Source organism: Haemophilus haemolyticus (assembly GCF_003351405.1).
Lineage (GTDB): Bacteria > Pseudomonadota > Gammaproteobacteria > Enterobacterales > Pasteurellaceae > Haemophilus > Haemophilus haemolyticus_N.
This window is the reverse complement of sequence record NZ_CP031240.1, coordinates 1149902-1176853: the sequence shown is the minus strand read 5'-3', so window position 1 is coordinate 1176853 and position 26952 is coordinate 1149902. Positions and strand designations below refer to the sequence as shown.

Sequence of the window (26952 nt, the reverse complement as noted above, 5' to 3'; positions counted from 1 at the left end):
AAATACAGGTCATTTTACACAACAACCTTTTTGTTATGCAAAAACAGATTGAAATTTTTACTGATGGATCTTGCTTAGGTAATCCCGGTCCGGGCGGAATTGGCGCCATATTGCGTTATAAACAGCATGAAAAAATGCTTTCCAAAGGCTATTTCAAAACCACCAATAATCGAATGGAATTACGCGCAGTCATTGAAGCATTAAGTGCATTAAAAGAACCTTGCTTGATCACGCTTTATAGTGATAGCCAGTATATGAAAAATGGCATAACAAAATGGATCTTTAACTGGAAAAAAAATAATTGGAAAGCAAGTTCTGGAAAGCCTGTAAAAAACCAAGATTTATGGATAGCCTTAGATGAATCCATCCAACGTCATAAAATTAATTGGCAATGGGTGAAAGGTCATGCAGGACACAGAGAAAATGAAATATGCGATGAATTAGCTAAAAAAGGGGCAGAAAACCCAACACAGGAAGATATTGGGTACATGGAAGAATAATAATATAGAAAGCCAGTATACCATTCTATTCCCCAATACCTAAAAATATTTATAGACGATACTCTAACAGCAAAATAGCACAAAAAAACAAACAAAATGTACAAAAAGCGGGCTCTTAGTCAGATTTCAAAAAATTAAAATACTAGATAGTTGACATCAAAAAGAGAATTTGCAATGATTTACAGTGTCTATTTAGGCGATTGGACCGCCTTATAAGGTAAAAGTTCAATCATAGGTAGTAAATAACAATAAGGAATACAAATTATGAAAAAAACACTTGCAGCATTAATCATCGGTGCATTCGCAGCTTCAGCGGCAAATGCAGCTGTAGTTTATAACAACGAAGGAACTAAAGTTGAAGTTGATGGTTCTATCCGTCTTATTCTTCAAAAAACTAATAAAGAAGGCGCTGGTCACACTCACTCAGGCTTAAAAAATGATGGTTCTCGCTTTGGCTTTACTGTCAACCACCAGTTAAATGACGGCTACTATGCATTAGGCCGTATTGAAACTAGACTTAAGGGTGGAGCTAAGGGCGATGATGAGTTTGGTAACATTACAGCACATCGTGTCTTCGCTGGAATTGGTCACAAAGAACGTGGTCAATTGACCTTTGGTCGTCAAACAACCATCGCAGATAAACTTGTTATAGCTAATGACTATAGTTATGGCCTTATTGAGAAGAAAGACTATATTCCAAACGAAGGAAACTCTGTTATTCGTTACGATTACAAAGGTGTTGAAGGTTTACTATTAAGTGCAAGTTATCAGTTTGCAGACAAACATAATGATCATAATGAGGTTGTAGATAGCACTTTTGATGAACTATTAGTTAAGAATGGTTTCCAATTAGGTGCAACGTATGAAGCTAATAATGTAATTGCAAAACTTGCATACGGTCGTACAAATTATAGTGATGTTGTAGAAAATGGTGTCGTAGAAGGAGAGAAAGTCTATAGAGATGGTTTCTTGACTAGCTTAGGATATAATTTTGGTCAGGTAACTGTGTCTGTTGATGCTGGTTACGCAAAAGATACGCTTAAACTTGATGGTGAAAAAGAGACTGCTAAACGTTTCTTCGTATCTCCAGGATTCCAATACCAAGTAACAGAACTTAGTAACATTTATGGTAACTATAAGTATGAACAACATAAACAAGATGAAGATAAAACTAAGATCCATGGATTCTTGTTAGGTATTGATTATAAACTTCACAAACAAGCATTAGTATTCTTAGAAGGAAAATACCAAGTTGCTAAAAGTTATTCATCTAGTGAATTTATCGCAAAAGGTAAAGATAAAGCTATTGGTGTAGGTATCCGCGTATTCTTCTAATTGAATAATTAAAAAGAACTATGAAGGCGAATCGAAAGATTCGCCTTTTTGTTTGTTCTAAAATCAAATAAGACAATCTAAAGTTTTTTAAAATATTTAAGACCAATAGGAATTACAGTTTATGCGACGTTATTTTATAGTTATTCATTTCGATTTTTCTCTACGTTAAATCCTTCCACGTATATCTATTCAATAAGAGATACCACAACATTTTTCTAAAGAAGATTTTGAGAATTATGAGGGAAAGACACATCAAATCAAATAAAGAATGACTTATGTAAAATAAATACTTTGTGAAAGTTGAAAGAGTATTTCATTGAATAAAAACGGTGCAAACATATCTTGTACCGTTTTTAAAAGAAGGGAAATTATCTTGTTCTAATCTTGCTATAGGCTAATACCATAATAAAAAACAGCTTGTAGTAGAATAATACAAGCACCAGTTGACGCATCAAAATGATAACTCAAAATTACGCCAATTAGGCTTGATGTAATGGACCTTACAATAGCAATCCATAGCATTTTATCAAAAGATTTTGTGAACGTAAGTGCGGGCCAAAAACATACGTTTTTTCTGCCCATAAGATAGTTCACCTATTTGACGATGAGCGAGGTATTCAATGTTCACTCGCTGCATCGCCTCTTGTACTTTTTGTTTATCAATCGCTTGGGGAATACGAAAAAAATTTATATCCCCATAACGCCTCATCATCACGACATCATACACTAACACGGGAAATTGCCAGTCCACTTCTTCAGATTGTGGAACATAAGCAACTAAATTACGTTTCAGCGCTTGGGGAATTGGCGCTGTATTGCGCTATAAACAGCATGAAAAAATGCTCTCTAAAGGCTATTTCAAAACCACCAATAATCGAATGGAATTACGCGCTGTCATTGAAGCCTTAAATGTATCAAAAGAACCTTGTTTAATCACACTTTATAGTGACAGACAACATATGAAAAACGGCATAACAAAATGGATTTTTAACTAAAAAAATAATTGGAAAGCATGTAAAAAACCAAGATTTACGATAGCCTTAGATGAATCCATCCAACGTCATAAAATTAATTGGCAATGGGTGAAAGGTCAAGCAGGACATAGAGAAAATGAAATATGCGATAAATTAGCTAAAAAAGGGGCAGAAAATCCGACAGCTGAAGACATTGGCTACACGGAGGAATAATATAGAAAACTGACATACCATTCTATTCCCCAATACCTAAAAATATTTATAGACGATACTCAAGTCTCAAAAAAGAACAAAAAACAGACAAAAATATACAAAAAGTGTGATCTCGATCAGATTTCAAGAAAATTCAAATTTTAGAGAGTTGACATCAAAATGCAAATTTGCAATGATCTGGCACGTCTATTTAGGCGGTTGGGCAATCTTATACGAAAAGAGTTCAATCATAGATAGTAAACAACCATAAGGAATACAAATTATGAAAAAAACACTTGCAGCATTAATCATCGGTGCATTCGCAGCTTCAGCAGCGAATGCAGCAGTAGTTTACAATAATGAAGGAACTAAAGTTGAAGTTGATGGTTCTGTCCGTCTTATTCTTCAAAAAACTAATAAAGACGGTGCTGGTCATACTCACTCTGGCTTAAAAAATGATGGTTCTCGCTTTGGCTTTACTGTTAATCATCAGCTAAATGATGGTTACTATGCTTTAGCACGTATTGAAACTAGACTTAAGGGTGATGCTAAAGGTGACGACGGTTTTGGTAATATTACAGCTCATCGTGCCTTCGCTGGAATTGGTCATAAAGAACGTGGTCAATTGACCTTTGGTCGTCAAACAACCATCGCAGATAAACTTGTTATAGCTAATGACTATAGTTATGGCCTTATTGAGAAGAAAGACTATATTCCAAACGAAGGAAACTCTGTTATTCGCTACGATTACAAAGGTATTGAAGGTCTAGTATTAAGTGCAAGCTATCAATTTGCAGATAAACGTGATGACGCAAATGAGGTTAAAGCAGGCACAACAGAAAGTCCATCAGTAAAAAATGGTTTCCAATTTGGTGCACTTTATGATGCAAATAACGTTATTGCAAAATTTGCATATGGCCGAACAAATTACGGTAATACCGTAGCTAAAGGTACTCCAGCATCAGGAAATACTCCAGCTGTTCCAGATGTTAGCGCAGATAAACATTATAAAGATGGTATTTTAGCAAGCATTGGATATGATTTTAATGGTTTTGTTGCATCAATTGATGGTGGTTATGCAAAAGACACATTTAAAGTTGAAAACCAAAAAATTGCTGTAAAACGTTTCTTTGTATCTCCAGGTTTCCAATATCAAGTAACTGATCTCAGCAGTGTTTATGGTAACTATAAATACGAACAAGAAAGTATTAAAGTACTAAATAATGATGTTAAAGCTAAAACTCATGGTTTCTTATTAGGTGTTGATTATAAACTTCACAAACAAGCCGTAGTATTCTTAGAAGGTAAATACCAAAAAACTAAAGGATATCTAAATGGCAAGTCAGTTGGCGAGTCTCAAAAAGATAAAGCTATTGGCGTAGGTTTACGCGTATTCTTCTAATTAAATAATTAGAAACTATGAAGGCGAATCGAAAGGTTCGCCTTTTTGTTTGTTCTAAAATCGAATAAGACAGGCTTTAACGTAGAGAAAAATCGAAATGAATAACTATAAAATAACGAATTAAATATTTTAAAAAACTTTAGATTGTCATATCCAACAATTCAATGACACAAAATTCAGCTAAAGAAGATTTTGAAAATGATGAGGAAAATAAGATAAAGAATGAGTTATGTAAAATAACACCTTGTGAAAGTCTAAAGAATATTTCATCGAACAAAAACGGCACAAACCATGAGCTTGTACCGTTTTTAAAAGAAGGGAAATTATCTTGTTCTAATCTTGCTATAAATTAATGCTATAACAAAAAATGCGGCTTGTAGAAGAATAATACAAGCACCAGTTGACGCATCAAAATGATAGCTCAATATTACGCCAATTAGGCTTGATGTAATGGAACTGACAATAGCAACCCATAACATTTTATCAAAAGATTTTGTGAGCGTAAGTGCGGTAATTCCTGGCGCAATTAACATTGCCACCACCAAAATAACGCCGACCACTTGCATCGTGCTTACAATGGTTAAAGCAAGCAACATTAACAATCCATAATGTAAAATCTTTGGAGAAAGTCCTGCAACACGAGCATGGCTTGGATCAAAACAATAAAGCAAAAAGTCTTTACGCTTAAAGACAATCATACAAAAAATTATCGCAGAAATGACCGCACTTTGAATAAGCTCTTGATGACTTACACCTAATACATTACCAAACAAAATATGCGTTAAATGCTGTTCTGTTTGAATTTTGGTGAACATGACAAGACCAATAGCAAACATTCCAGAAAATACAATGCCCATTGCTGTATCTTCTTTTATACGACTATTTTCTTTTAAATACCCCACGCCAAGCGAGCAAAAAATGCCTGAGAAAAATGCCCCAATCGCTAAAGGAATTCCAGCCAAATAAGCAAGTACAATACCAGGCAACACCGCATGGGAAATCGCATCGCCCATTAATGACCAACCTTTCAAGACTAAATAGCAAGAAAGCAACGCACAAATAATTGAAACAATAAATGCAGTCAACAAAGCATTTTGCATAAACTCAAATTGTAGCGGTTCTAAAAGCCAATCAAACATTTTCTACCGCCTTTTTATTACGAGTGAGCAAACCATATTTTGGTGAAAATAAGAAAGCAGCCAAGAATAATAATGTTTGCAATGTCACAATCACACCGCCTGTGGCACCATCTAAATAATAGCTAATATAAACACCAACAAAACTTGTCACCGCCCCTAAAATAATCGCGATGATTGACAAGGTTTTGAATTTATCTGTCAGTAAATATGCTGTCGCACCCGGGGTAACGACCATCGCAATCACTAAAATCGCGCCTACAGTTTGCAAGGCAGCAACCACACAAGCACTTAATAGAGTAAAAAACAAAACTTTATAAAATAATGGCGAAAGCCCTACCGTTCTTGCCTGTGTTTCATCAAAAAAGATAAGTAATAAGTCTTTCCAGAATAATAAAAGCAATACTAAACAAACGCCAATGATAATTGCCACTTGGTAAATATCTTCGTCGGCAATACCTAAAATATTACCTAAAATGATACTTTGCACATTTACTGCAGTTGGATTTAAAGAAATGATCAATAGACCTAATGCAAAGAAAGTACTAAAAATAAATCCGATAACGGCATCTTCTTTCAGCTTAGAAATGGATTTAATCCAAAGAATGGAAAGTGCGGCTAAAATTCCAGCAAAAAATGCACCAAGGGCATAAGGCAAAGAAAAGGCATAAGCTATCGCGACACCAGGCACAACAGAATGAGAAAGTGCATCACCAATCAAAGACCAGCCTTTAAGCATTAAATATGAAGACAAAAAAGCACAAATCCCACCCACTGCCGTACTCAAGATCATCGCCTTGAGCATATAATCATAGGAAAAAGGTTCTAATAATAATGCTAACATGCCTTAACCCTCCTCTTTTTTCACCGCACTTTTACAAGGACAGTCTTCGAAATGGCAATCCTGTGTTGTTGGCGCTGGAGGATCTTGCTTAGTTTCGCCATAGAATACAACGGCTTTTTCATCATCTGTTAAGACGGTAACCGCACGTTTATCCTCATCATTATGTAAATTTTCACCCAATAATTTAATATGGCGTAATACCCCACCAAACACAATTTCCAAATTATGTTGGTTAAAGGTATCTTCCGTTTTCCCTGCTGCAATCACCGTACGATTAATCATCACCACTTGATCACAGAAATCTGGGACAGAACCTAAGTTATGAGTTGAGACAAGAATAAGATGACCTTCTTCTCGAAGCTGTTGAAGAAGATCAACAATAGCATTTTCAGTTTTTACATCAACGCCAGTGAAAGGTTCATCCAATAAAATAATTGGACTTTGTTGTGCTAAAGCGCGGGCCAAAAACACGCGTTTTTTCTGCCCGCCAGATAACTCACCGATTTGACGATGTGCGAGATGCTCAATGTTCACTCGCTGCATCGCCTCTTGAACTTTTTGTTTATCAATCGCTTTGGGGATACGAAGGAAATTCATATACCCATAACGCCCCATCATCACGACATCATACACTGACACAGGAAATTGCCAGTCTACTTCTTCAGATTGTGGAACATAAGCAACTAAATTACGTTTCAGTGCTTGGGAAATTGGCAAATCACAAAGCTTGATTTCACCTTGTTGTGGCTTCACAAGCCCCATTATGCTTTTAAATAACGTGGATTTACCACTGCCATTCACACCCACTAATGCACAAATAGTTCCACTGTTTAATGAGAACGTCATATTGTGAATAGCTGTGTGGCCATTGTTGTAACGAACAGTTACATCATTAACCCAAATTGATGTCGAGAAAGAGTCCATTATTTTCCGAATCCTTTAACAATGGTTGATACAGTTACGTTAAGCAAATCAATATAAGTTGGCACTGGGCCTTTTTTCGCAGAAAGTGAATCAACATACAATACGCCACCGTATTTTGCGCCACTTTCTTTCGCTACTTGTTGTGCTGGTTTTGCTGAAATTGTACTTTCACTAAACACAACAGGAATATTGTTTTTACGAACTAAATCAATCACTTTACGCACTTGCTGCGGGGTGCCTTGTTGTTCAGCATTAATTGGCCATAAATAACCTTCTTTTAAGTTGTAATCTTTCGCCAAATAACTAAAAGCACCCTCACTTGTCACAAGCCAGCGTTGAGCTTCTGGAATCTGTGCTAATTTTGCACGAAGTGGCTCATCAAGTTGTTTAATTTTTTGAGCATAGTCAGCGGCATTTTTTTCGTACACTGCTGCATTTTGTGGATCGTATTTCACCAATGCATTTTTAATATTTTCAATATAAATTAATGCATTAGATGGCGACATCCACGCATGTGGGTTAGGCGCATCTTTATACGGACCTTCATAAATAGACAATGGTTGAATACCTTCAGTCACCACGACTGCTGGTTTGTCTTTAATATTTTGGAAGAAACGTTCAAACCAACGTTCCAAATTTAAGCCGTTCCATAGAATTAAATCGGCAGATTGTGCTTTCACAATGTCTTTTGGCGTAGGTTCATATTCATGAATTTCAGCACCTGGTTTGGTGATAGATTCTACTGTAGCCGCATTACCCGCCACATTTTGTGCGATATCTTGAATCACAGTAAAGGTGGTGACAACTTTGAATTTTGCATTAGCCTGCATTGCAAATAAACCAAGTGCAAGTGCGGTCATAATTTTTAATGAATTTCGCATAATATGTCCTTATAAAAAAGTAATAGAGGTTGGATGCCTGAATAATCGCTCAACTGCTCAACAATCATTCATCATTGATAATAATACTATTTTTATCACGCCTTTCAAATAAAAATAATTATCAAATATAAGAATTATTGTCATTTTGAAAGCATAACAAAAAGTGAGATAGATTTTCCCTATGTTTTTAAGTGTTATATCATCGTGATAAGCTAAATTTTCAAAAGGTTTTGCATTTATTGTTAATTTGCTTGCTTCTATAAAAGTACAAATATTTTTCTATCACTAGAATGACTTTTTCTAAAATTAAGTCTAGAATGCAACGTCTATTATAAATTCATCTTTTGAGGATAATACATGAAAAAAGCATTTTGGTTAGTATTAAGTTCAGCAATAGTCTTAACAGCCTGTGATGATAAGCCTAAAATGGCAGAGCAAACTAAAACAACGGAACAAACTAAAATATCGGTAGAGCAACCTGCTCAACAACCAATATCGATAAACTATAAACAGATCGCACTAGAAAAATCCCAAAAAGCGATTGACACAGCTAAAGTTGCTCAAGATAAATCCGCTCAAGCCAATGAAGCCGTAAAAGTAGCAATGCAAAAACAGCAAGAGGCGCAGACTGTGTTAAGTCAAGGCGGTGAAGAGGCTGAAAAACTTTCTAAACAAAAAATGGATGAATCTAATGCTGCAGCAGAGTTAGCCCTGAAATTGTCTGAAGAATCAAAAGCAGCTTCAGCACTTTCAATCCAACTTTCTAAAGAGGCTGAAGAAGCTGCAAGTAAGGCTAATCAACAAGCCCAATCTTCCCAAAAATAGGGCACGTTTTATTCTTCTAGCCACTATTTAAATGCGAGATAAAACAAACTATTATCTCGCTTTTTATTACTTATAAATACTATTTTGATAATTCTTTAATTAACGTATTTAAGCCTTCTTCATCATAGCCGTCTTCATATTGTGCCTCACCTTCAACATCATGAATGGTTCGTCCATTCAATGCAGTACAACCGTATTTTTCTAATTTGTTTTTAGTAAAGCTAGAACGATACGCAGAAGAAGAATTATTTAGACTAATTACACCGATGGTAGAACTTTTACATGGGTGTTTATTGATAAAAACAAGGTTATAACCAGATTCTCGAATGTAGCCTGTCTTATTTACCACTGCATCAAAAATTTCATCACGCACTAATTTATTTGTATTTTTCATTAATACGCTATGTCTTCCAGCTTGAATATTCGTGGCACTGATATTGGATAATTGTCGAATTTCAGGCTTATTTAAAGAATGTTTAGCAAGTTTAACTAAATCCATAGGACTGGAAATATTGCTACTCGATAAACCAGAACTATCATGAAAACGAGTAGAATACATGCCTAATTGGCGAGCTTTTTCATTCATTTTATGAATAAATTGTATTCTGCTCATTCCTGCAGCACGAGAAAGCGCATGGGCGGCATAGTTATCAGAATGCACAAGCATCGCCTTTAATAATTCTCTGCAGGCCATCGGAACATTCATTGGTAATTTTGTGCTTGTACCTTTAATGTAATCACGATCGTCACTGGTTATCGCAATGGTACAATTAGGATTTGTATTATTCTCTAGAAAAACGTTCGCCGTCATTAATTTCGTTACAGAGGCAATAGGCTGAACGCTATCAGGCGCATGGCTTTCCAACACTCGATTATGCGTAAAATCATACACAACATAAGACTGTGCCACCGCAAAAGAAGGACACAAAGATAAAATAAATAAAGCTTTTTTAAACATTATTGGTCACCTTAGTAAATAGGCTTACATTTTACCGCACTTTTTACGCTGTAATTGGAAATATTTACGATCTAGATCGCAAAAAAGTGCGGTGATATTTTCTATCGTTTTTCAATTCCGCTAGATTATGCGGTGACAAATCTGTACAATCGCCGTTCATTTTTTAATTGCGAATTTTTCGTTGTGAGTTTTTGATAAAAACACCAGCACAACGCTATCGCCACAATGTGTAATAACGAGGCTCAAATGTCAGAATTATTGTCTGTGCAATCAGATGCACCAGCTAAAAAAATTAATCTAATGGATTTAACGCGCCAACAAATGCGCGAATTTTTTAAAGAACTCGGCGAAAAACCATTCCGAGCAGATCAGTTAGTAAAATGGATTTATCATTTTGGCGAAGATAATTTCGACAATATGACAAACATTAATAAAAAATTACGTGAAAAACTCAAGGCGGTTGCAGAAATTAAAGCCCCAGAAGTTGCCGTTGAACAGCGTTCAGCCGATGGCACGATAAAATGGGCAATGCAAGTGGGTGAACAACAAGTTGAAACTGTGTATATTCCCGAAGCAGATCGCGCTACGCTTTGTGTATCTTCCCAAGTTGGCTGTGCCTTAGCTTGCACATTCTGTTCAACCGCACAACAAGGATTTAATCGCAATTTAACGGTTTCAGAAATTATCGGCCAAGTTTGGAGAGCCTCTAAAATTATTGGCAACTTTGGAGTAACTGGCATTAGACCAATTACCAATGTGGTAATGATGGGAATGGGCGAACCCTTGTTAAATGTCGCTAACGTTGTTCCCGCAATGGAAATTATGTTAGATGATTTTGCCTATGGTTTATCAAAACGTCGTGTCACTTTATCAACTTCTGGCGTTGTACCAGCACTAGATAATTTGAGCAAAATGATCGATGTGGCTTTGGCTATTTCATTACATGCCCCAAATGATGAATTGCGTGATGAAATTGTGCCAATCAACAAAAAATATAATATCAAAATGTTGATCGACTCGGTAAATCGTTATTTAAGCGTATCAAATGCAAACCATGGCAAAGTTACGATTGAATATGTCATGCTCGATCATGTAAATGATGGCGTAGAACATGCTCATCAACTTGCAGAAGTATTAAAAAATACGCCTTGTAAAATTAATTTAATTCCGTGGAATCCGTTCCCAGAAGCACCTTATGCAAAAAGCTCGAATACACGTATTGACCGATTCCAAAAAACCTTGATGGAATATGGCTTTACCGTGATTATCCGTAAAACTCGAGGAGATGACATTGATGCAGCTTGCGGACAGCTAGCCGGAGATGTTATCGATCGTACTAAACGTACGGCTATGAAACGCCAATTTGGACAAAATATTGGGGTGACAGAAGTTAATTAATATTCTAGGCATGTGAATTAATCAAGTTCACATGCCCTATGTTTTCATACAAATTAAAACATATTAACTATTTCCTCCCCTGTTAAAAGGAGAAAAAATGCAAACAATAAGTAAACAACTAAGTGCGGTTATTTTCCCTTTCATTTTTTCTGCTTGCGTTTCCCAATCAACCATTCAAGATTTCAATCAACAATCAGCAGCTAAAGCTCGCGTAGAACTTGCACTAGGCTACCTTCAACAAAATAATCCTCAACTCGCTAAAATTAACTTAGATAAAGCACTTCAACACGATAAAAATTACTATCTCGTGCATTCAGCGCTTGCGCATTATTATCAACAACAAGGGGAAATAGATAATGCACATCGTGAATATGAAACAGCGTTAAAACTCAATAATCAACAGGGAGACTTACATAATAACTTTGGTACATTTTTATGTCGCCAAAAGCAATTTGAACAAGCTCAGCAGCAATTTCAACTCGCACTGAATTCACCTAATTATTATCATCAAGCAGATACATTTGAAAATATGGCTCTTTGTGCTTATTCCGCTCAAAAAATGGATATTTACCAACAAGCATTACAAAAATTGCTACAAACTGATAGTAAACGAGCGGAAAAATTTAATACCTTCAAATAAAGCATTGCCAAATCAAGCGTTGGACTTTAAAATTTAGCTTTATTTATCGCATATTATTTAATTGAATTTATGAATCCAACCACTGAGCAAGAACTTTCACCAGGTGAGATTTTTCGCCAAGCACGTGAAAACTTAAATCTTTCTCTCGAAGGCGTCGCCAAAGAAATTTCGCTGCGTCCCTCCATATTACAACAACTTGAAAACAACGAATTTATTCAAAAATCTACCCCTGCAATCTTTGTAAAAGGTTACGTGCGTAGTTATGCCAAATTCTTACGCTTACCTGATTCTGTATGGGAAAATATTACATTTGCAGAAAATGATAAAAACGATCTAAGTAAAAATGCTCGTTCAACGCGTGAAGTAAATCAATATTCATCGCACTCTCATTGGGTCGGACGTTTATCTATCATTGTACTTATTTTAGTCCTTGGCATGACTGGACTTTGGTGGTGGCAAAGTTATCAGCAAAATAACCAAGAACGTGATGACTTAGTACAAAGCTATGTTGCCTCTACTGAAAATAATCAGCCAGCCACAGCTCTTGTAACGACAGAAGAAAGTAATAAAACTGCACCAGAAACAACAACAGTCTCACAACCAGTAGAAATAACAAATAATGTGTTACCAGAAATAACACAAGAAAATACCATTCCACAAACAAAAAACGATGAAAAATCAGTTTCAGACACTCAAAGTGCGGTAGAAAATCCATCAATTTCTCCAGCGGCACCTACTGTGAAAGGAGACTTGATTGTAGAAATCTTAAATAATACGAGCTGGCTCAGCGTAAAAGATAAAAATCGCCGAGTATTAGCACAAAAAGAGTACAAAAAAGGGGAAGTCTTAACTTTTAATGGCGATGAGTTTTCATTAATTGTTGGCGCACCAAGTAATGTGCATATCACCTATAAAGGTGAAAATTATCCATTAAAAGTGGATGGTCGCATTGCAAAATTCAAACTTTCACAACCTTAATAAGGAAAAAGATGTCAGCTTTTCAACCAAGCATTAAGCGTCGTGAATCGACAAAAATTTATGTAGGAAATGTACCTGTTGGTGGTGATGCGCCAATTGCCGTGCAGTCAATGACAAATACTCGTACTACTGATGTGGAAGCGACTGTTGCTCAAATTAAATCATTAGAACGTGTTGGCGCAGATATCGTTCGTGTATCTGTTCCAACAATGGATGCTGCAGAAGCATTTAAACAAATTAAACAGCAAGTGAACGTCCCTCTCGTAGCAGATATTCATTTCGACTATCGTATCGCGCTAAAAGTCGCAGAATATGGGGTAGATTGTTTACGTATCAATCCAGGCAATATTGGTCGTGAAGATCGCATCCGTGCCGTTGTTGATTGTGCTCGTGACAAAAATATTCCGATTCGTATCGGCGTAAATGCAGGCTCTTTAGAAAAAGATCTGCAAGAAAAATACGGCGAGCCAACACCAGAAGCATTATTAGAATCAGCATTACGTCATGTTGAAATTCTAGATCGTCTTAACTTCGATCAATTTAAAGTGAGTGTAAAAGCCTCCGATGTCTTCTTAGCGGTAGAAGCTTATCGTTTACTTGCTAAATCTATCAAGCAGCCATTACATTTAGGTATTACTGAGGCGGGTGGCGCACGTGCAGGTGCGGTTAAATCTGCAATAGGTTTGGGTATGTTACTTGCCGAAGGTATTGGTGACACATTACGTGTATCATTGGCCGCGGATCCCGTAGAGGAAATTAAAGTAGGTTTTGATATTCTTAAATCTTTACGAATTCGCTCTCGTGGCATTAATTTTATTGCGTGCCCAACGTGCTCTCGCCAAGAGTTTGATGTAATCGGTACAGTAAATGCGTTAGAACAACGCCTTGAAGATATTATTACACCGATGGATGTATCAATCATTGGTTGCGTAGTGAATGGTCCAGGTGAAGCACTCGTATCTGATCTCGGGGTAACTGGTGGTAACAAAAAAAGCGGTTATTATCTTAATGGCGAACGCCAAAAAGAACGCTTCGATAACGAAGATATTGTTAACCAATTAGAAGCAAAAATTCGTGCAAAAGTCGCACAACAAGATCCAAAAAACAGAATTATTTAAGGAAAGCTCGTGGCTAAAACTATTCAAGCAATCCGCGGAATGAACGATTGCTCCCCTACTGAATCCCCATTATGGCAATGGATTGAAGCACAAGTACGCCAGGTATTAAACAATTACGGTTATTCCGAAGTGCGTATGCCAGTTGTAGAAAGCACGCCATTATTTGCGCGTGCAATCGGTGAGGTAACCGATGTTGTTTCAAAAGAAATGTACACATTTTGGGATAACGATGAACAATTAACCTTACGCCCTGAAGGCACTGCAGGGTGCGTGCGTGCCGCCATTGAACACGGTTGGATCTATAATAATGAACAACGCTTGTGGTATATGGGACCAATGTTCCGTCATGAACGTCCACAAAAAGGTCGTTACCGTCAATTCCATCAAGCAGGTGTTGAGGTATTCGGTATTGCGAATCCAGAAATCGATGCCGAATTAATCATGCTTACCTATCGTTTATGGAAAGCGTTAGGTATCGATCAACATGTGACACTTCAACTCAACTCAATTGGCTCTTTAGAAGCACGAGCAAATTATCGTTCAGCTTTGGTTGGATTCTTAGAAAACTATCAAGATTTAATGAGCGATGAAGAAAAAGATCGCTTGGTAAAAAATCCGCTTCGTATTTTGGACACCAAAAATCCAGAACTACAAAAAGTCTTAGATAATGCACCAAAATTGCTTGATTATCTAGATGATGAAAGCCGTGAGCATTTTGAACAATTATGTTCATTATTAGATGCAGTGGGTATTCAATATGAAATTAATCCTAAACTCGTGCGTGGCTTAGATTATTACAACAAAACTGTATTTGAATGGGTAACATCCGCTCTTGGTGCACAAGGTACAGTGTGTGGCGGCGGTCGTTATGACGGTTTAGTAGAACAACTTGGCGGACACGCAACACCAAGCATCGGATTTGCGATGGGATTAGAACGTTTAGTATTGTTAGTACAAGAAGTGAATCCAAATGTTCCGGTTAAAAGTGCGGTAGATATTTATGTTGTTTATCAAGGTGAAGGCACAACATTAGCCGCTTTTGAATTAGCAGAAAAAGTACGCTCAGAATTACCGCACTTAAATACTATGTTGCACTGCTCTGGTGGTAATTTCAAAAAACAATTTAAACGTGCAGATAAATCTGGTGCAACATTGGCATTAGTTATCGGCGAAAGCGAAGTACAAAATAAACAAGTCGTTGTTAAACACTTGCAAGGTGGCACAGATCAGCAAACCTTAGATTTAGTGAATGTAATCGACTATATTCAAACTCAATTTTAATTTAAAAGGGGAAACACATGGCTTATTCCATTGAAGAAGAACAAGAGATTAACCAGTTGAAAGACTGGTGGAAAGAGAATGGCAAAACAATTATTGTCGCTTTTATCTTAGGTGTGGGTGGTATGTTTGGATGGCGTTATTGGCAAGCGCATCAAGCAGAGCAAATCGCTCAAGCTTCTGCTCAGTATGATGCGTTAATCTATTCTGCACAACAAGATGAACAAGCTAAAAAAGTAAATATAGAACAATTTGTGCAAGCTAACAGCAAAACGGCATACGCTGTCTTTGCTTTGTTAGATGAAGCGAAGAAAGCGACTGAAAAACAAGATTTTGCAGCTGCAGAAGCAAACTTAAATCAAGCATTAACTCAATCTCAAGATGAAGTATTAACATCTATTGTTGCATTACGTCTAAGTTCGGTGCAATTCCAATTGGGTCAATTAGACAATGCTTTAACCACCTTAAACCAAGTGAAGGGTGAAAGTTTTAATGCTCGTAAAGCGATTTTAACTGGCGATATCCAAGTCGCGAAAGGAGATAAAGTTTCGGCTAAAAACAGCTTTGAGCAAGCACAACAAAGTGGTAGCCAATTAGAACAACAAATGGCCAAAATGAAATTAAACAATCTTTAAAAAATAATACCCGCATCAAAGTGCGGGTATTTTTTCAATCAAATTTCTGATTATTCAAATTCATCCAACCATTTCAATAAAATCGCTTCAAGAATTGCTTCGTTTGACTTATTAGGATCGTCATCAAAATCTTCAAGTTCGCAAATCCATTTATGTAAATCAGTAAAACGAACGGTTTTTGGATCTAAATCTGGATTACGATCGTAAAGTTCTTCTGCAATTAATTGTGCATCAGTCCATTTCATTAGTGAGCGGCCTCATTGGCATGGTTAATGTTGTATTTTGGAATTTCTACTACAAGATCTTCGTCTCCCACTACACATTGGCAAGATAAACGACTATCCATTTCTAATCCCCAAGCTTTATCCAGCATATCTTCTTCTTGATCACTCGTTTCATTTAGAGAGTCAAACCCTTCACGGATAATCACATGGCAGGTTGTACAAGCACAGGAGCCATCACAAGCATGATGGATTTCCACCCCTGCATTGTGTGCAACTTCTAGTAAGTTATCACCTGCCGCTGCATCAACGACCATACCTTCGGGACAAAATTCTTCATTAGGTAAAAAAATCACTTTTGGCATAACACTTTCCTCAAAATTATTTAATAATCTGACCGCACTTTTACGGTTTTTCAATATCTGACAAATTTTTGCCTGTCAAAGCTTTATTAATCGATGCATTCATTCGCCGTGCTGCAAATTCTTGGGTAGCAGTATCCAAGGCTTTAATTCCTTGCGCGATTGCATCACGATCTGAACCTTGTTTTACATCCATTAATTGTTTTAACACACTTTCAATATGATAAAACTCTTCTGTGCTCAGCAATTCAGCCCCATCTACTTGTAACGCAACAATCACGCTTTCAATTACACGATCCGCTTCTACTCGTTGCTCTGCTAATTCACGAGCTTGCAAATCCTCTTGCGCATTATCAAAAGAAGATTTAATCATTGCGGTCACTTCTTCATCTGTTAAACCATAAGAAGGTTTAATTTGGATTGATGCCTGCACTTTCGTCGATTTTTCCATTGCAGTCACACTTAATAAACCATCTGCATCGACTTGATAAGTCACTCGAATATGAGCGGCACCCGCAGCCATTGCCGGAATACCTCGTAGAGTAAAACGACCTAAAGAACGACAATCATCTACCAGCTCACGTTCACCTTGTACGACATGAACGGTCATTGCTGTTTGGCCATCTTTGAAAGTAGTAAACTCTTGTGCACGAGCCACAGGAATTGTTGTGTTACGTGGAATAATTTTTTCCACTAATCCACCCATCGTCTCAATTCCTAAAGAAAGCGGTACAACATCAAGCAACAACATATCTGAGTCAGTTTTATTACCGACTAAAATATCTGCTTGAATTGCGGCACCAAGTGCTACAACTTTATCTGGATCAATGGAAGTGAGTGGTGTTTTACCAAAAAACTCACCAACTTGTTCTCGTACATATGGCACTCGAGTTGAACCACCAACCATCACCACCGCTTGCACTTCTTCAGATTCAACGTTCGCATCTTTCAAAGCTCGGCGACAAGTTAGCAATGAACGTTTTACAAGTGAATGAATCAACTTATTAAATTGTTCTCGTGAAATTTCTACTGAAAAATTCTGCCAAGAAATCACCGTACTTTTCTTAGTAGTTAAAGCAATTTTGGCTTGGCTAGCAAGGGTTATCAGTTCGCGCTGTTGATTTGGGGTTTGTGGTTTTACTTGGGTTTGTTCAACTACCCAATCTGCTATTAAATGGTCAAAATCATCACCACCTAGCGCAGTATCACCACCTGTTGCTAGAACTTCAAATACGCCTTTTGATAAACGTAAAATTGAAATATCAAATGTACCGCCACCTAAATCATACACCGCAATAATTCCTTCCTGCCCACTATCCAATCCATAAGCGACTGCGGCTGCAGTGGGTTCATTCAATAAACGTAATACATTTAGCCCCGCTAAACGCGCAGCATCCTTAGTACTTTGACGTTGAGCATCATCGAAATAAGCAGGAACCGTAATCACAACCCCAGAAAGCTCACCACCAAGGCGTTGTTCTGCAATGTGATTTAAGCGCGATAAAATATCTGAAGACACTTCAATTGGACTTTTTGGGCCCTGTGCCGTAACAATTAAAGGTAATCCATTTTCACTCGCCACAAATTCATAAGGCAAACTAGAATAACGAGACTTAACATCAACAAGGCTACGACCAATTAAGCGTTTTACTGAAATCACCGTATTTTTGGGATCAAGTGAGGCTTGTTCAAAGGCTTCCAAACCAACTTTCTTCTCTGCAACGCCATAATGAACGACCGATGGCACAAGACTACGCTCTTGTTCATCATTAAGAATCACGGATTGTCCACTGCGCACGGATGCAACCAAAGAATTGGTTGTTCCCAAATCAATCCCAACGGCTAAACGATGTTGATGCGGTGCCGCAGCTTGTCCTGGTTCTGCAATTTGTAATAATGCCATATGCTATTTTCTACTGGTTATGCGACGGAATACGCCAAATCAAATTTATTTTTTTCTGCAAAGCTTGATTGGTAATGGGTTTCAATATTGACTTCGTGTTTTTGACGTTCATCAATCGCTATTTTTCTCTCTTCGCTTAAGTCAGGCGAGAATATAAAAATTTGATTACCATCCAATTGTTTCACATCATCTTGCCAATTTTGCCAAAATAGACCTTGATAAAAAGCCTCTAAATCACCATTCAATGTCCAAGCTAAAAATTCTGTATAAGTAAAATTTAAATTATGCCAAGTGACATCTTTTGGTGAAAAATAATAAATTTTGCCAAGGTTATCGCCTAACGAACCACCATTTAATGCAAAGTAACCGCCTATCACATCATCTGCAACCAATAAATATTTTGGTTTTTCGCCAGACTCACTAAAAGACTTACTAAAATTCCAATCCATCAATCCGCGCGGTAATTTAAAACTTCCTGAACCTAAAATACGCAACCAACCATAATGAATTAAAATTCCACCTGTTTCATAAATCACCGCCCCCATTGGTGATGATGTTGGCATTTGCATGGTAAAAAGTTCACGTTCTGCACTTGATTGATCTTTTTTAATGACATAACAATGATTACGTGCACTTTCAATCCATTGGGAAAGTATAGGCCAAGCAGAATTTTCTGGAGATATTAGTTGTTCAAGATTTTGCATAATATCAAGAGATATTGAGATATAGATCTATTACAGTTCAAAAAGGCGTTCTTCTACACGTTCAATTTCTTCAGAAAGCTTACGACTAAAACGTAATTTATCACACTGTTGAGATGCTTTCGTCCATTGTTGGGATGTCAGACTCTCCGAAAGTGCGGTTAATAATGACTGAGTTTCTTGTTTAATTTCTTTTGCAAAAACGTTTAATGCTTCTTCATCTTTCTGATCTTCAAGTTCTTCTAGTTGTTCTCGCCACTGTAACTGTTGCATTAAAAACGCCACATCTTGCGTACTTTTTTGTTCAAGATCCATCTGTTCACCCGTATTAAGCGCAATGATAGCTTCCGCTCGCAAAATTGGGTCTTTTAACGTTTTTAAGGCATCATTCACTTCGGTGGATTTTTGCATCGCAACGCGTTGTTCTAACGCACTGCTTGAGATAAAATTATCTGGATGTAAAGCCTTTTGTAATTCTAAATAACGTGTATTTAGCGCCTTCTCATCTAACTGAAAATCAACGGGTAAATCAAAAATTTGAAAAGGATTTAACATCAGATTATTACCTTAAACATGAAAACTTTCGCCACAGCCACAAGATTCTTTTACATTTGGATTATTGTATTGGAAGCCTTCATTTAAGCCTTCTTTCACATAATCCAACTCAATACCATTGAGATAAACTAAGCTTTTTGGATCAATAATAATATTCACACCGTGTTGTTCAAAAACTTGATCTTCTTCATTTAAGACATCAACAAATTCAAGCACATAAGCTAATCCAGAACAGCCTGATGTTTTCACTCCTAAACGCAAACCAATGCCTTTGCCACGATTATCCAAAAAAGCTTTCACTCGTTGAGCGGCTTTTTCTGTTAATGTAATACTCATATATCCCCCAAAACCACTAAAAGTGCGGTCAAAACTGACCGCACTTTTTCATATTATTCGCCTTTTTTGGATTTGTAATCAGCAATTGCCGCTTTAATTGCATCTTCCGCTAAAATGGAACAGTGTACTTTCACTGGTGGCAATTCTAACTCATCTGCAATTTGGCTATTTTTGATAGCACCTGCTTCTTCTAAAGATTTACCTTTCACCCACTCTGTAATTAATGAGCTAGATGCAATAGCAGAACCACAACCATAAGTCTTAAATTTTGCATCTTCAATAATGCCGTTATCATTTACTTTAATTTGTAACTGCATTACATCACCACAAGCTGGCGCACCCACCATGCCAGTACCAACATTGCTATCTTTTTTATCCATAGAACCCACATTGCGCGGATTTTCATAATGATCGATTACTTTTTCGCTATAAGCCATTTTAACTTTCCTTTTTTAAATCCTTGAGAAACGCCATTTAATAATAGCAGTTAGATCCTAGTGAGCTGACCACTCAATTGTACTAAGGTCGATGCCTTCTTTAAACATATCCCATAATGGCGATAATGCACGAAGTTTTTCCACCGCACCTTTTACTAAATTAATGGTGTAATCAATTTCTTCTTCAGTAGTGTAACGACCCAACGTAAAACGAATTGAACTGTGTGCCAATTCATCATTTAAACCAAGTGCGCGTAACACATAAGACGGCTCTAAGCTAGCTGATGTACAAGCTGAACCAGAAGATACTGCAATATCACGCAATGCCATCATTAAAGATTCACCTTCAACATAGTTAAAGCTAATATTTAAATTACTATCTAAACGGTGCTCCATTGAGCCATTTACGTAGGTTTCTTCAATATCTTTTAAACCATTATATAAACGATCACGAAGAGCTTTTAAACGTGGCATTTCAGATGCCATTTCTTCTTTTGCAATGCGATAAGCTTCGCCCATTCCCACGATTTGGTGAACAGGTAATGTACCTGAACGCATTCCACGCTCATGACCACCGCCATGAATAATCGCTTCTAAACGGATACGTGGTTTACGACGAACGTATAACGCACCAATACCTTTAGGCCCATAAAGTTTATGGCTAGACATAGATAATAAATCAACTGGCAACTCTTCCAAGTTAATCGCAACTTTGCCCACACTTTGAGTTGCATCCACATGGAAAATCGTTTTATTTGCACGACAAAGCTCACCAATAGCTTTGATATCTTGCAATACACCAATTTCATTATTGGCATGCATAATTGAAACTAAAATAGTATCTGGTCGAAGTGCGGCTTTAAATTTTTCTAAATCAATTAAACCATCAGACTCGGGTGATAAATAGGTCACTTCAAAACCTTCGCGCTCTAATTGACGACAAGTATCTAAGACGGCTTTATGCTCAGTTTTGCAAGTGATGATATGCTTACCTTTAGTTTGGTAAAAATGCGCAGCGCCTTTAATTGCAAGGTTATCTGATTCTGTCGCACCAGAAGTAAACACAATTTCACGAGAATCGGCACCAATAAGATCCGCAATTTGATTACGAGCCACGTCAACTGCTTCTTCTGCTTGCCAACCAAATTTATGCGAGCGAGAAGCTGGGTTACCGAATGTACCGTCAATGGTTAAAAATTCCATCATTTTCTTCGCAACACGCTCGTCCACAGGACAAGTTGCTGCATAATCTAAATAAATAGGTAATTTCATTTTTCACTCCTAAATCATTCTAAATTTGACCGCACTTTTAATGCATTTTGCACTGTACGGACTACTTTCCTTTATTGATTAACAATTAATAAATTCTCAAAATCGCTGTGAGTTTGGCGTTTTGACTCACGTTTACTCACCAATTCAGCCAAAGTAATTTCATTGAGAAAACTTTCAATACGATTACTCAGATCTTCCCACAATGTATGAGTTAAACATTCTACGCCATTTTGACAATTTTCACGACCAAGACATTTTGTCACATGAATATTTTCATTTACCGCTGAAATAATCATTCCCACTGAAATTTGGTCACTTGGTAAACCTAGCTGATAACCTCCGCCAGGTCCTCGAACACTTTTTACTAATCCATCACGGCGTAATTTAGCAAAAAGTTGTTCTAAATAAGATAACGAAATATGTTGACGTTCAGAAATATCTGCAAGGCTCACAGGACCTTTTTCTGCATTTAAAGCGATATCTAAAACCGCAGTGACTGCATAACGACCTTTCGATGTAAGTTTCATAAAGTGTTCCTAAAAAGTGATGTTGCAATATTTACATATCCTACTAAATCAGTCAATTAATCTACATCAAGATCAATCCGTTTTTCGACCGCACTTAGCATGCCATTTAAAATATTTAACTCATTTTTTTCAAGTTGAGCGCGATAATATAAACGCTTTAATTTATGCATAACACCTTGATTTTGAATGAATCCTAGTGACTGATATACACGCTCTGTGTGCTCAAAAAAATAAGCAAGCTGTTCTGCTGTTGGATAGCTTTGTTCTATTAAATAAAGTGAATTTTCCTTCTTATCTTGAGCTAAAAATGCCATGCGCAATTCATAGCTAATCAACTGTACCGCCATTGCTAAATTTAAAGAAGAATAATTAGGATTAGCCGGAATATTCAAATGGTAATGACATTTCAACAATTCTTCATTCGTTAATCCAATACGTTCACGACCAAACACAATAGCTATCTTACCTTCATGCGCTACAACTTTCTCTGCACATTCTCTAGGCTCGATCAAGGTACTTTGTAAATGACGTAAACGAGCACTTGTTCCAATCACCAAAGAGCAATCATCGACGGCTTCATCAAAACTATCGACAACCCTAGCATTTTTTACTATATCTTCTGCACCAGCTGAAAGAGCATAAGATTGTTCATCAACAGATTTTGGTGAAGCAAGACAAAGCTGGGTCAATCCCATTGTTTTCATTGCTCTAGCAGCAGAACCAATATTACCGCTATGTGAAGTCTCAATTAAAACAATACAAATATTTTCCAACATAATGATGTCCGACTAAAATTTAGGGATATTCTACCACAATAACCGCTAAAAATAGTCAAGAATTTAAGCAAATTAAAGAAATTTAAAATATTAGAGATAAATAATAAGAATGGTGGGTTGTGAGAGGCTCGAACTCTCGACCGACGGATTAAGAGTCCGCTGCTCTACCAACTGAGCTAACAACCCAACTGGACAACTAAATCAGAGAGTGGTGGGTCGTGAAGGATTCGAACCTTCGACCAACGGATTAAAAGTCCGCTGCTCTACCGACTGAGCTAACGACCCACTGTGTTGATGAATTAATGATAGCGCATTTATTTTAGAATCAAAAGAATAAATTCATTCTTTCAAACTAATTGGTTAAATTACAAACGATGAAAACAAAACAGGATCCAATAAAATGAATCCTGTTTTTCAAGTATTAGAAATACTAAGAATTAGTATGCTAACACTGCACGACGGTTTTTAGAATATGCAGCTTCATCGTGACCTAATACTGCAGGTTTTTCTTCACCGTAAGATACTGTGCCTAATTTACCAGCATCAACACCTTTACCAGCTAAATAACCTTTAACTGCATCTGCACGACGTTGACCTAACGCAATGTTGTATTCTGGTGTACCGCGTTCGTCAGTGTTACCTTCTACTAATACTTTAGCAGCTGGAGTTGCATTTAAATATGCTGCGTGTGCATCTAAGATTTGAACGTATTCACCTTCGATATTGTATTTGTCAAAACCGAAATATACGGTGTTGTAACGTTGTTGAAGATCAGAAACAGAGTAACCGCCAAAAGTTTGGCCTGCACCATTGCCTGCTGCATCGTTGTTAGATGAACTACAAGCAGCTAATGCTGCTACAGAACCTGCAACTAATAATGATTTAACAAATTTGTTCATTAGATTTCTCCTCAATGAGTTTTCTTTATTTAGTTAAGTATGGCGACCAAGCAGGAAATTTCACTTGGCCATTACTTCCTGGAAGGCTCGCTTTGAAGCGACCATCTGCAGAAACTAATTGTAGCACCTTTCCTAAGCCTTGTGTAGAGCTATAAATAATCATAATTCCATTTGGTGAAAGACTTGGACTTTCGCCTAAGAAAGACGTACTAAGTACTTCTGATGCACCAGATGCGAGATCTTGTTTAACAACATTATTGTTTCCATTAATCATCACAAGGGTTTTGCCATCAGCGCTAATTTGTGCACTACCGCGACCACCAACCGGTGTAGCACCACCACCGTTTGCACTCATACGATAAACTTGTGGTGAACCACTTCTATCGGATGTAAATAAAATTGAGCTACCGTCTGGAGACCAAGATGGTTCTGTATTATTACCTGCACCACGAGTTAATTGAGTCGGAGTGCCGCCGTGAGAGCTCATCACGTAAATATTTAATGAGCCATCCTGTGAAGAGGCGAAGGCTAAACGTGAACCATCTGGAGAGAATGCAGGAGCACCATTATGTCCAGGGAAAGAAGCCACCACTTTACGAGCACCAGAATTTAAATCTTGTACAACAAGTTGTGATTTTTTATTTTCAAAAGACACATAAGCTAAACGTTGACCATCTGGAGACCAAGCTGGTGACATAATTGGTTGAGAGCTACGATTTACGATAAATTGATTATAGCCATCGTAGTCTGCAACACGAACTTCATAGGGTTGTGAACCGCCATTTTTTTGCACAACATAAGCGATACGAGTTCTAAAAGCACCACGAATCGCAGTTAATTTTTCAAAAACTTCATCACTAACAGTATGAGCACCATAGCGTAACCATTTATTTGTCACTGTATAGCTATTTTGCATTAATACCGCTCCAGGCGTACCTGATGCACCAACGGTGTCAATTAATTGATAAGTAATACTATAACCATTACCAGACGGAACAACTTGTCCGACCACAATTGCGTCAATTCCAATATTAGACCAAGCTTCAGGATTTACTTCAGCAGCTGAAGTTGGACGTTGAGGCATCTGAGACACTGCAATAGGATTAAACTTACCACTGTTACGTAAATCATCAGCAACAATTTTGCTGATATCTTCTGGTGCAGACCCAGCAAATGGCACAACAGCTATAGGACGTGCACCATCAACCCCTTCATCAATTACAATGCGAACTTCATCATCAGCGAATGCATTGTTTGCAACAGCAAGTACAATCGCTAATACGCTCACTAAACGTTTTAATAATTTCATTTTGTTACCTTTAAAATTTAACAATAAATTTTTCTAAAGAATTATCGAATATCAAAGTCAATAATTGGCGATTTATATTTCTCATAAATAGCATCCGATGGAGCTGCAGGAACTTTTTTCGTTCTAGCCACCGCACTTAATGCTGCTGTACAAATATCATCAGGACCTGAAATTTTTTGATATCCCAAGATTGTTCCATCTCGACTCAATTGAATTTTAATACGACAAACTTTTCCTGCAAAACTTGGATCTTTTAAGAAACGACGTTGAATCTCTTTCTTAATCACTCCAGCGTATTGATCTCCTACTTTGCCACCATCGCCAGAACCAAGCGCAGCACCGCTACCTTGAGTTCCACCTTTATTCGCATTTCCGCCTTTAGATGCACTACCGCCACCAATATCTCCGCCATTTAAAAAATCATCTAAACTGGCTTGGTCCGCTTTTTGTTTTACTGCATCCGCTTTAGCTTTAGCATCTGCCGCAGCCTTAGCTTTTTTCGCCTCTGCAGCAGCTTTAGCTTCTGCATCAACTTTTGCCTTAGCATCAGCAGCAGCCTTAGCTTTTGCATCTGCTTCAGCTTTCGCTTTAGCCTCAGCTTTTGCTTTAGCAGCGGCTTCAGCTTTTTCCTTGGCTTCTGCCTCTTGTTTTGCTTTTTGTGCTGCAAGTTCTGCTGCTTTAGCTTTCGCCTCTTCTTCAGCTTGTTTTGCTGCTGCAGCTAAACGTTTAGCTTCTGCATCTGCTTTTAATTTTGCAGCTTCAGCCGCTTGTTTAGCTTTTGCCTCTTCAGCTTGTTTCTGTTTTTCCAACGCTTCTTGGCGAGCTTGCTCTTGTTGTTTTTTTATTTCTTGCTGACGTTGCTGTTCTTGCTGACGTTTTAACTCTTCTTGTCGTTGAACTTCCTGTTGACGCTTAATCTCTTCTTGATTAGGTTGTTGCGGTTTTTCTTCAACAACGGGTTCTAGACGTTTCTGTTTATCTGATTGCCCTTTTTTCTGTTGTTGAATTCTACCCCATTCTTGCGCTGCAGAGCCAGTATCGACCATTACTGCCCCCATAGCATCACCATCACCTTCACCACCACCCATAATTTCAACTGTATGGTAGAAAGAGCTGACAATCAACAATCCAAACAAAACAAGGTGCATCACTATAGAAATAACAAATGCATTTGCGCCTTTTTTTTGTCGATTATTTCGCACGGTTACCTACTTAGTTAAATTGGGTTTGTCATTAAACCAACAGATTTAATTCCAGCAAGGTGGAGCAGATTAAGTGCTTTAATCACTTCTTCATAGGGAACTTCCTTAGCTCCACCCACTAAAAATAGTGTGTTATTATCCTTATCAAATTCTTGTCGAGATAACTGTGTCACCATTTCTTCCGTTAACCCTTCTTGACGTTCTCCGCCAATAGAAATCGCATATTGTCCAATCCCTGAAACTTCAAGAATTACCGGCACTTTATCTTCATTAGATACATTTTGACTTTGCACTGAATCCGGCAATTCCACTTGTACGCTTTGGCTAATAATTGGTGCTGTTGCCATAAAGATCAACACAAGCACCAACAATACATCCAAAAACGGGACAATATTAATTTCAGATTTAATATCTTTACGCTGACGACGAGCCAT

General features: G+C 37.4%; 30 protein-coding genes, 2 tRNA genes and 3 pseudogenes. 12 read left to right on the top strand and 23 right to left on the bottom strand.

All coding sequences use genetic code 11. The annotated features are described in order from the left end of the window. Window positions 1-35: 35 nt before the first annotated feature. Both rnhA and DV427_RS05940 read left to right on the top strand, forming a co-directional pair. Window positions 36-500 carry a ribonuclease HI gene (gene rnhA, locus DV427_RS05945; protein WP_114891638.1) on the top strand — a complete coding sequence of 155 codons (465 nt, stop codon included), beginning with the start codon at window positions 36-38 and terminating at the stop codon, window positions 498-500. A gap of 264 nt (window positions 501-764) precedes the next feature. Further along, window positions 765-1835, top strand: a complete 1071-nt coding sequence (locus DV427_RS05940) for a porin (RefSeq protein ID WP_114891637.1) — start codon at window positions 765-767, stop codon at window positions 1833-1835. Between the two features lie 368 nt (window positions 1836-2203). On the opposite strand, the pseudogene DV427_RS05935 reads toward DV427_RS05940, so the two are convergent. Together DV427_RS05935 and DV427_RS05930 are read right to left on the bottom strand one after the other, a co-directional pair. Beyond that, a pseudogene (locus DV427_RS05935) lies at window positions 2204-2387 on the bottom strand (metal ABC transporter permease); the annotation flags it as partial. Further along, a pseudogene (locus DV427_RS05930) lies at window positions 2386-2643 on the bottom strand (ATP-binding cassette domain-containing protein); the annotation flags it as partial. The pseudogenes DV427_RS05930 and DV427_RS05935, both read right to left, overlap by 2 nt. On the opposite strand from DV427_RS05930, the pseudogene DV427_RS05925 reads away from it, so the two are divergent. From DV427_RS05925 to DV427_RS09405, 3 genes and pseudogenes are all read left to right on the top strand, one after another. Next, window positions 2630-3022: pseudogene (locus DV427_RS05925) on the top strand (RNase H family protein); the annotation flags it as partial. The pseudogenes DV427_RS05930 and DV427_RS05925 sit on opposite strands and share 14 nt — an antisense overlap. 262 nt (window positions 3023-3284) lie before the next feature. Next, complete coding sequence (locus DV427_RS05920; protein ID WP_114891636.1) at window positions 3285-4403, top strand: porin; 1119 nt, start codon at window positions 3285-3287, stop codon at window positions 4401-4403. A 164-nt stretch (window positions 4404-4567) separates the two neighbouring features. Continuing rightward, window positions 4568-4756: a hypothetical protein gene (locus tag DV427_RS09405; RefSeq protein WP_162790270.1), complete on the top strand. Its 189-nt coding sequence runs from the start codon at window positions 4568-4570 to the stop codon at window positions 4754-4756. On the opposite strand, the gene DV427_RS05915 is transcribed toward DV427_RS09405, so the two are convergent. From DV427_RS05915 to DV427_RS05900, 4 genes are read right to left on the bottom strand one after another with little or no spacing between them, the layout of a single operon-like run. Continuing rightward, window positions 4727-5542 carry a metal ABC transporter permease gene (locus DV427_RS05915; protein WP_114891635.1) on the bottom strand — a complete coding sequence of 272 codons (816 nt, stop codon included), beginning with the start codon at window positions 5540-5542 and terminating at the stop codon, window positions 4727-4729. The genes DV427_RS09405 and DV427_RS05915 overlap by 30 nt on opposite strands. Continuing rightward, entirely contained in the window at window positions 5535-6383 is an 849-nt protein-coding gene (locus DV427_RS05910; protein WP_114891634.1) for a metal ABC transporter permease, read from the bottom strand. The genes DV427_RS05915 and DV427_RS05910 overlap by 8 nt, the downstream gene beginning before the upstream one ends. 3 nt (window positions 6384-6386) lie before the next feature. Next, the gene (locus tag DV427_RS05905; protein ID WP_032825517.1) at window positions 6387-7307 is read right to left on the bottom strand and encodes an ATP-binding cassette domain-containing protein; all 921 of its coding nucleotides are present in this window, start codon (window positions 7305-7307) and stop codon (window positions 6387-6389) included. After that, window positions 7307-8188: a metal ABC transporter substrate-binding protein gene (locus DV427_RS05900; protein ID WP_005637458.1), complete on the bottom strand. Its 882-nt coding sequence runs from the start codon at window positions 8186-8188 to the stop codon at window positions 7307-7309. Before DV427_RS05900 ends, DV427_RS05905 begins: the two co-directional genes overlap by 1 nt. Before the next feature lie 357 nt (window positions 8189-8545). Here DV427_RS05900 and DV427_RS05895 point away from each other — a divergent pair, with 357 nt between their 5' ends. Next, complete coding sequence (locus tag DV427_RS05895; RefSeq protein WP_114891633.1) at window positions 8546-9013, top strand: hypothetical protein; 468 nt, start codon at window positions 8546-8548, stop codon at window positions 9011-9013. A 79-nt stretch (window positions 9014-9092) separates the two neighbouring features. Here the strand turns inward: DV427_RS05895 and DV427_RS05890 are convergent, their stop codons facing one another. Continuing rightward, window positions 9093-9971 (bottom strand): D-alanyl-D-alanine carboxypeptidase family protein, encoded by an 879-nt coding sequence (locus DV427_RS05890; RefSeq protein ID WP_114891632.1) that lies wholly within the window; start codon window positions 9969-9971, stop codon window positions 9093-9095. A gap of 246 nt (window positions 9972-10217) precedes the next feature. Between DV427_RS05890 and rlmN the strand changes: the two genes are divergently transcribed. The 6 genes from rlmN (at window position 10218) to DV427_RS05860 (ending at window position 16018) form a co-directional block, all read left to right on the top strand. Next, window positions 10218-11369: a dual-specificity RNA methyltransferase RlmN gene (gene rlmN / locus DV427_RS05885; protein ID WP_005630119.1), complete on the top strand. Its 1152-nt coding sequence runs from the start codon at window positions 10218-10220 to the stop codon at window positions 11367-11369. A gap of 97 nt (window positions 11370-11466) precedes the next feature. Next, a complete protein-coding gene (gene pilW / locus DV427_RS05880; RefSeq protein WP_114891630.1) occupies window positions 11467-12009 on the top strand; it encodes a type IV pilus biogenesis/stability protein PilW in 543 nt (180 codons plus the stop codon). Between the two features lie 69 nt (window positions 12010-12078). After that, window positions 12079-12987, top strand: a complete 909-nt coding sequence (locus DV427_RS05875; protein WP_114891629.1) for a RodZ domain-containing protein — start codon at window positions 12079-12081, stop codon at window positions 12985-12987. Between the two features lie 11 nt (window positions 12988-12998). Next, a complete protein-coding gene (gene ispG / locus DV427_RS05870) occupies window positions 12999-14105 on the top strand; it encodes a flavodoxin-dependent (E)-4-hydroxy-3-methylbut-2-enyl-diphosphate synthase (protein ID WP_005630108.1) in 1107 nt (368 codons plus the stop codon). 9 nt (window positions 14106-14114) lie between these two features. Next, window positions 14115-15386 carry a histidine--tRNA ligase gene (gene hisS / locus DV427_RS05865; protein ID WP_114891628.1) on the top strand — a complete coding sequence of 424 codons (1272 nt, stop codon included), beginning with the start codon at window positions 14115-14117 and terminating at the stop codon, window positions 15384-15386. A 17-nt stretch (window positions 15387-15403) separates the two neighbouring features. Further along, entirely contained in the window at window positions 15404-16018 is a 615-nt protein-coding gene (locus tag DV427_RS05860) for a YfgM family protein (RefSeq protein ID WP_114891627.1), read from the top strand. Window positions 16019-16068: 50 nt separating this feature from the next. Here DV427_RS05860 and iscX read toward each other — a convergent pair whose 3' ends face one another. From iscX to tolR, 16 genes are all read right to left on the bottom strand, one after another. Continuing rightward, the gene (gene iscX / locus DV427_RS05855; protein WP_005630102.1) at window positions 16069-16263 is read right to left on the bottom strand and encodes a Fe-S cluster assembly protein IscX; all 195 of its coding nucleotides are present in this window, start codon (window positions 16261-16263) and stop codon (window positions 16069-16071) included. Further along, window positions 16263-16604, bottom strand: coding sequence for an ISC system 2Fe-2S type ferredoxin (gene fdx / locus DV427_RS05850; protein ID WP_005629440.1), 342 nt, complete (start codon window positions 16602-16604; stop codon window positions 16263-16265). The genes iscX and fdx overlap by 1 nt, the downstream gene beginning before the upstream one ends. A 40-nt stretch (window positions 16605-16644) precedes the next feature. Next, on the bottom strand, window positions 16645-18504 hold the full coding sequence (hscA, locus tag DV427_RS05845) for a Fe-S protein assembly chaperone HscA (RefSeq protein WP_114891626.1): 1860 nt from the start codon (window positions 18502-18504) through the stop codon (window positions 16645-16647). Between the two features lie 17 nt (window positions 18505-18521). Further along, window positions 18522-19208 (bottom strand): DUF2625 domain-containing protein, encoded by a 687-nt coding sequence (locus DV427_RS05840; protein ID WP_114891625.1) that lies wholly within the window; start codon window positions 19206-19208, stop codon window positions 18522-18524. A 30-nt stretch (window positions 19209-19238) separates the two neighbouring features. Further along, window positions 19239-19760, bottom strand: coding sequence for a Fe-S protein assembly co-chaperone HscB (gene hscB / locus DV427_RS05835; RefSeq protein ID WP_114891624.1), 522 nt, complete (start codon window positions 19758-19760; stop codon window positions 19239-19241). A 12-nt stretch (window positions 19761-19772) separates the two neighbouring features. Beyond that, window positions 19773-20096 carry an iron-sulfur cluster assembly protein IscA gene (gene iscA, locus DV427_RS05830; RefSeq protein WP_114891623.1) on the bottom strand — a complete coding sequence of 108 codons (324 nt, stop codon included), beginning with the start codon at window positions 20094-20096 and terminating at the stop codon, window positions 19773-19775. A gap of 53 nt (window positions 20097-20149) precedes the next feature. Continuing rightward, window positions 20150-20533: a Fe-S cluster assembly scaffold IscU gene (iscU, locus tag DV427_RS05825; RefSeq protein WP_046938643.1), complete on the bottom strand. Its 384-nt coding sequence runs from the start codon at window positions 20531-20533 to the stop codon at window positions 20150-20152. A 57-nt stretch (window positions 20534-20590) separates the two neighbouring features. Next, complete coding sequence (locus tag DV427_RS05820) at window positions 20591-21805, bottom strand: IscS subfamily cysteine desulfurase (RefSeq protein WP_005634106.1); 1215 nt, start codon at window positions 21803-21805, stop codon at window positions 20591-20593. A 71-nt stretch (window positions 21806-21876) separates the two neighbouring features. Next, a complete protein-coding gene (gene iscR / locus DV427_RS05815; RefSeq protein ID WP_114891622.1) occupies window positions 21877-22332 on the bottom strand; it encodes a Fe-S cluster assembly transcriptional regulator IscR in 456 nt (151 codons plus the stop codon). A 56-nt stretch (window positions 22333-22388) separates the two neighbouring features. Continuing rightward, window positions 22389-23108 carry a tRNA (cytosine(32)/uridine(32)-2'-O)-methyltransferase TrmJ gene (gene trmJ / locus DV427_RS05810; protein WP_114891621.1) on the bottom strand — a complete coding sequence of 240 codons (720 nt, stop codon included), beginning with the start codon at window positions 23106-23108 and terminating at the stop codon, window positions 22389-22391. 110 nt (window positions 23109-23218) lie between these two features. Continuing rightward, a tRNA-Lys gene (locus DV427_RS05805) sits at window positions 23219-23294 on the bottom strand. Window positions 23295-23317: 23 nt separating this feature from the next. After that, window positions 23318-23393 (bottom strand) — tRNA-Lys (locus DV427_RS05800). A 152-nt stretch (window positions 23394-23545) separates the two neighbouring features. Continuing rightward, window positions 23546-24007, bottom strand: a complete 462-nt coding sequence (gene pal / locus DV427_RS05795) for a peptidoglycan-associated lipoprotein Pal (protein WP_005626966.1) — start codon at window positions 24005-24007, stop codon at window positions 23546-23548. 25 nt (window positions 24008-24032) lie between these two features. Next, window positions 24033-25316, bottom strand: a complete 1284-nt coding sequence (gene tolB / locus DV427_RS05790) for a Tol-Pal system beta propeller repeat protein TolB (protein WP_114891620.1) — start codon at window positions 25314-25316, stop codon at window positions 24033-24035. Window positions 25317-25357: 41 nt separating this feature from the next. Next, window positions 25358-26518, bottom strand: coding sequence for a cell envelope integrity protein TolA (gene tolA / locus DV427_RS05785; protein WP_114891619.1), 1161 nt, complete (start codon window positions 26516-26518; stop codon window positions 25358-25360). A 14-nt stretch (window positions 26519-26532) separates the two neighbouring features. Beyond that, the gene (tolR, locus tag DV427_RS05780; RefSeq protein ID WP_005634116.1) at window positions 26533-26952 is read right to left on the bottom strand and encodes a colicin uptake protein TolR; all 420 of its coding nucleotides are present in this window, start codon (window positions 26950-26952) and stop codon (window positions 26533-26535) included.

Coding starts and splice junctions, on each gene's coding strand:
- rnhA (WP_114891638.1), top strand. CDS start 36: ATGCAAAAACAGATTGAAATTTTTACTGATGGATCTTGCTTAGGTAAT.
- DV427_RS05940 (WP_114891637.1), top strand. CDS start 765: ATGAAAAAAACACTTGCAGCATTAATCATCGGTGCATTCGCAGCTTCA.
- DV427_RS05920 (WP_114891636.1), top strand. CDS start 3,285: ATGAAAAAAACACTTGCAGCATTAATCATCGGTGCATTCGCAGCTTCA.
- DV427_RS09405 (WP_162790270.1), top strand. CDS start 4,568: ATGACACAAAATTCAGCTAAAGAAGATTTTGAAAATGATGAGGAAAAT.
- DV427_RS05915 (WP_114891635.1), bottom strand. CDS start 5,542: ATGTTTGATTGGCTTTTAGAACCGCTACAATTTGAGTTTATGCAAAAT.
- DV427_RS05910 (WP_114891634.1), bottom strand. CDS start 6,383: ATGTTAGCATTATTATTAGAACCTTTTTCCTATGATTATATGCTCAAG.
- DV427_RS05905 (WP_032825517.1), bottom strand. CDS start 7,307: ATGGACTCTTTCTCGACATCAATTTGGGTTAATGATGTAACTGTTCGT.
- DV427_RS05900 (WP_005637458.1), bottom strand. CDS start 8,188: ATGCGAAATTCATTAAAAATTATGACCGCACTTGCACTTGGTTTATTT.
- DV427_RS05895 (WP_114891633.1), top strand. CDS start 8,546: ATGAAAAAAGCATTTTGGTTAGTATTAAGTTCAGCAATAGTCTTAACA.
- DV427_RS05890 (WP_114891632.1), bottom strand. CDS start 9,971: ATGTTTAAAAAAGCTTTATTTATTTTATCTTTGTGTCCTTCTTTTGCG.
- rlmN (WP_005630119.1), top strand. CDS start 10,218: ATGTCAGAATTATTGTCTGTGCAATCAGATGCACCAGCTAAAAAAATT.
- pilW (WP_114891630.1), top strand. CDS start 11,467: ATGCAAACAATAAGTAAACAACTAAGTGCGGTTATTTTCCCTTTCATT.
- DV427_RS05875 (WP_114891629.1), top strand. CDS start 12,079: ATGAATCCAACCACTGAGCAAGAACTTTCACCAGGTGAGATTTTTCGC.
- ispG (WP_005630108.1), top strand. CDS start 12,999: ATGTCAGCTTTTCAACCAAGCATTAAGCGTCGTGAATCGACAAAAATT.
- DV427_RS05860 (WP_114891627.1), top strand. CDS start 15,404: ATGGCTTATTCCATTGAAGAAGAACAAGAGATTAACCAGTTGAAAGAC.
- iscX (WP_005630102.1), bottom strand. CDS start 16,263: ATGAAATGGACTGATGCACAATTAATTGCAGAAGAACTTTACGATCGT.
- fdx (WP_005629440.1), bottom strand. CDS start 16,604: ATGCCAAAAGTGATTTTTTTACCTAATGAAGAATTTTGTCCCGAAGGT.
- hscA (WP_114891626.1), bottom strand. CDS start 18,504: ATGGCATTATTACAAATTGCAGAACCAGGACAAGCTGCGGCACCGCAT.
- DV427_RS05840 (WP_114891625.1), bottom strand. CDS start 19,208: ATGCAAAATCTTGAACAACTAATATCTCCAGAAAATTCTGCTTGGCCT.
- hscB (WP_114891624.1), bottom strand. CDS start 19,760: ATGTTAAATCCTTTTCAAATTTTTGATTTACCCGTTGATTTTCAGTTA.
- iscA (WP_114891623.1), bottom strand. CDS start 20,096: ATGAGTATTACATTAACAGAAAAAGCCGCTCAACGAGTGAAAGCTTTT.
- iscU (WP_046938643.1), bottom strand. CDS start 20,533: ATGGCTTATAGCGAAAAAGTAATCGATCATTATGAAAATCCGCGCAAT.
- DV427_RS05820 (WP_005634106.1), bottom strand. CDS start 21,805: ATGAAATTACCTATTTATTTAGATTATGCAGCAACTTGTCCTGTGGAC.
- iscR (WP_114891622.1), bottom strand. CDS start 22,332: ATGAAACTTACATCGAAAGGTCGTTATGCAGTCACTGCGGTTTTAGAT.
- trmJ (WP_114891621.1), bottom strand. CDS start 23,108: ATGTTGGAAAATATTTGTATTGTTTTAATTGAGACTTCACATAGCGGT.
- pal (WP_005626966.1), bottom strand. CDS start 24,007: ATGAACAAATTTGTTAAATCATTATTAGTTGCAGGTTCTGTAGCAGCA.
- tolB (WP_114891620.1), bottom strand. CDS start 25,316: ATGAAATTATTAAAACGTTTAGTGAGCGTATTAGCGATTGTACTTGCT.
- tolR (WP_005634116.1), bottom strand. CDS start 26,952: ATGGCTCGTCGTCAGCGTAAAGATATTAAATCTGAAATTAATATTGTC.